3 protein-coding genes are annotated in these 3,537 nt (G+C 45.1%); 1 reads left to right on the plus strand and 2 read right to left on the minus strand.

Features of this window, described 5'->3' with window-relative positions; genetic code table 11:
• Nucleotides 1-471 (minus strand): ABC transporter permease (locus ACTF7Q_RS10300; protein WP_438997746.1); only part of this gene is annotated, 471 nt, incomplete at its 3' end.
• A gap of 119 nt (nt 472-590) precedes the next feature.
• Nucleotides 591-2,219, minus strand: a complete 1,629-nt coding sequence (locus tag ACTF7Q_RS10305; RefSeq protein ID WP_438997747.1) for an ABC transporter substrate-binding protein — start codon at nt 2,217-2,219, stop codon at nt 591-593.
• Nucleotides 2,220-2,366: 147 nt separating this feature from the next.
• Here ACTF7Q_RS10305 and ACTF7Q_RS10310 point away from each other — a divergent pair, with 147 nt between their 5' ends.
• Nucleotides 2,367-3,299, plus strand: coding sequence for a LysR family transcriptional regulator (locus ACTF7Q_RS10310; protein ID WP_438997748.1), 933 nt, complete (start codon nt 2,367-2,369; stop codon nt 3,297-3,299).
• Nucleotides 3,300-3,537 lie beyond the last annotated feature (238 nt).

Raw genomic sequence — 3,537 nt, forward strand, 5'->3', positions numbered from 1 at the left:
ATAGCTAAGCAACATCAAAAGCAGTAATCCGGTGACAAAAGGCGGCGCTGCCTGAAACACCAGTCCAGAGACAGTGCCAATGACGTCAATAGCGCCATTACGATGCCACGCCATCAAAATGCCTGCACCGATACCAATTACGAGGGTAAAACACATGCCTGCAGACATTAGCAAAACTGTATTCCAGAACCGGTATTGAAGAATGTCCATCACTGGTTGAGACGTAACAAAAGAGCGTCCCCAGTCAAAGGTAACAAGATTTTTCAGATAGATCAGATATTGGTGCCAAAGCGATTTATCGAGACCAAACGCTTCTTTCATACGCTTTTGCACAGATTCATCCATGGCCGGACTGATTACCTGCATAGTAGCATCACCTGGCAACAACCGGAAAATAATGAACAAAATGGATGCAACGGCAAAAATCGTAAGGATTGTGTAAAAAAGCCGCCTAAGGAGATATTCAGCCACGCTCGGGTCTCCAGAAATATTTGTTATAAAGTATGTATTAATAAATATGTAGTCTGGGAAGGCAGGAGACAAATCTGCCACCTGCCCAACACATATTTTGACAACTACGCTTCCCGTGATTAGCCCGGGTAATGCAGTGTGCCGGAGGAATCCCAGCTATAACCAGCTTTAGACAAGATATCTTTGGCCAGCTTAACATTATTTGCCCGTGGCTTGATGGCAGCTTCATGCCAATACTCATTAGCAGGCGCTATGGTCGAACCACCATTTGTGGCAAAGCCCGACATAATCACTTCACGAATGACATCCCGCGGCACGAGGTGATCGACAGCCTCACGGAAGGCGCGATCCTGCAACGGACCACGCGTATGGTTGAACATAAAGCCGTACCAACCATGACTTGCATAACCCTTACCAACGATACCGTTGATCTTGTTAAGATCCTGCACCAATGTTGGCTTGAGAATATAGCGCGTACGGTCACATTCACCTGCCTCGATGGCTGCTGCCATCGCATCATGGCTGCCATAGGTGATCCGGATCATGCCCGCACATTTTGGCTTGGCAAAATGCTGATCAAAGGCTGAAACCTTAAGCTCCTTACCGCGATCCCAATAGTCGAACCTGAATGGCCCACTTCCAATTGGGTTGTCATTGGCAAAGTTTAGAACATCGTCAACACCCGCTTTTTCTGGAATGTCCTTCCAGATATGCTGTGGGATGATGAAAATTTGCGCAAAGAAGTTGATCATCAAAGGCGCATGAGGCTCAGACAGCTTGATACGCATGCTGTTAGAACCAGTAATCGACATATCTTCAAATTTTTCCAAAGATGAGATAAAGAATGGCGCCTTCCACTTTTTATAATACTCAAAAGTGAATTTGACATCTTCGATGGTTACAGGATTGCCATCATGGAATTTCATTCCATCACGCAACACAATATCAATGGTTGTGTTATCAACAGCTTTAACCGATGTCGCTGCCCATGGCACCAATTCACCATTCGGTCCAACTTGAATCAAACGGTCATAGATAGTCCGAAGTTCTTTAAACTCGTTTGAGTCCGTAACACTTACTGGGTTTAGGTTTTTCAGCGCAGATGTCTGACCATTGCGGACATAGCCGTCACCTGATTTGACAGACATGTTCAAATCAGTCCACAAGCTACCAATTCCTTCACCAAGCTGAGGCACAACGCCATCAAGACGATCTTCACGATAAGCATTGGTCATGCTGGGGTGAACAATAGGAGATGCGGCCACGTCTTCATATAGCTTGCGCTGCATCGCTTTAACGATTGCGCGGCGCTTTTCCACATCCATCTCTTTTTGCTGCATATCGCCCATTTCATTGATCGATGCGTTGTCATAACCCCATTTGTTATAGTTGCCATCTGTGTGGAACATCATCCGGGTAAAGGTTTCAGGATCAACACGGTTCGCACGTCCAGTCCAGCGGACGATGAACATATCAAAATCTTTCTCCTGAAACACCTTGTTAATGCCCATATTGTAATCTTCGGCGGCAAGTGTCACATCCCAGCCAATTGATTTACAGGCTTGGGCGATCAACCGACCCATTTCTGGACGAACCGGATCAAAGCTGGCATTCGAAGTCAGTAGGTTCATAGGTTCCACCGGCTTACCTGCGGCCCATGCAAACTTCGCCATGGGAATAGTTGCCGCAGCAACGCCCAGACTTGTTGAGGCCTTTAAGAAAGACCGTTTAGAATAATCAATTGTCATTATATTCCTCCCCTTGCTTTCGAAACCATTCGAAAAGACGGTTATCGATTGTCTCACTGTATGGCGCTTAGCCATGCATTCTTGACTATCAGATGTGTTTTTAATAAATTCAATTTAATAATTTTGCTATATCTATAGATTTTATTAATGATAACGATACAACAACTTCGCTTTTTTAATGCTGTAATGAAGTTCGGCTCCTTGTCTCAAGCAGCGGCAGCTGTAAACCGAACGCAACCAGCCGTATCTTCGGGCATCAAGACGCTTGAAGATATGCTTGACCTGACACTTTTTGAGCGCACGGGTGGTAAACTTGTCCCGACGGCTGAAGCGCATTTCCTCTTGGAACGAAGTGAAGACCTAATTAACAGGCTGGATGTTACCGAGGAATTACTGACCACAGTTAGAAAAGGTACCGTTGGTGATTTGCGCATTGCCTGTCTGCCATCGGCAGCGCAATTTTTGATGCCCAGGATATTAGCTAACTATATTGCTGAACGCCCTGACGTCAAAATTTCTTTCATGGCACGCACTTCACCAACCACTCATGAATTGATTGCATCGCAGCAATATGACCTAGGTCTAGCTGAACCGCGGCGCGATCTTGCTGGCGAGTCCTATTTCATCGAAGAATATAAACTGCCTGGTTTTCTGGCTATCAATGCCAATATAAAGTTGGCCAATCAGAAGACCATTACGCCGCAGGATCTTGATGGAATGCCCTTTGTTGGTCTTTACGGCGACCATTATACAACCAAGCAGATTAAAAACACTGTCGAACAATATGGTGGAAAATTTTTCCAGCGCGTTGATTTGCAAACGGCGATTTCCAGCCTCCTTTTTGTCGAGCGCAATATTGGTTACTCCTTTGTTGACTCACTCACGAAGTCAAGCTACGAGCTCATCAATTCATCGCAAAAAAACATAGTTTTCTATCCATTTACGCTTGAGCACGGTGTCCGAGTAGCGATGTTGGTTCCCAAATTTCGACTTCGATCAGCCCTTGCCGACTCTCTGAAAGTGGTTGTTCGTGAAGCAATCGTCTCAATGGGGGGTGTGGCTGTTGCAGACGCTTTTTAAGAAATGACGCTGCCGGCAATAAAAGATCCACTATAAAGCCCACTGCTTGGATAAAGGTTTGCAGCGCAGCCTTTTTGAGTATTGGCGGCCTACGTGGTTCACTCTGCAGCTTTTTGAATACGGCTTAACTAATGCCGACCAGTTTGATGCTTATACTCAACTATGAAAAAATACTTACAGCGGAGTGATCTGTCAAACTAAAAAAATATAAGTAATTGTATTTATATAATTATACAGG

The organism is Puniceispirillum sp. (SeqCode) (assembly GCF_965657105.1).
Classification (GTDB): Bacteria; Pseudomonadota; Alphaproteobacteria; order Puniceispirillales; family Puniceispirillaceae; genus Puniceispirillum.

What these genes read in the sequence shown, in the direction of transcription:
- ACTF7Q_RS10305 (WP_438997747.1), bottom strand. Translation starts at nt 2,219, where the DNA reads ATGACAATTGATTATTCTAAACGGTCTTTCTTAAAGGCCTCAACAAGT.
- ACTF7Q_RS10310 (WP_438997748.1), top strand. Translation starts at nt 2,367, where the DNA reads ATGATAACGATACAACAACTTCGCTTTTTTAATGCTGTAATGAAGTTC.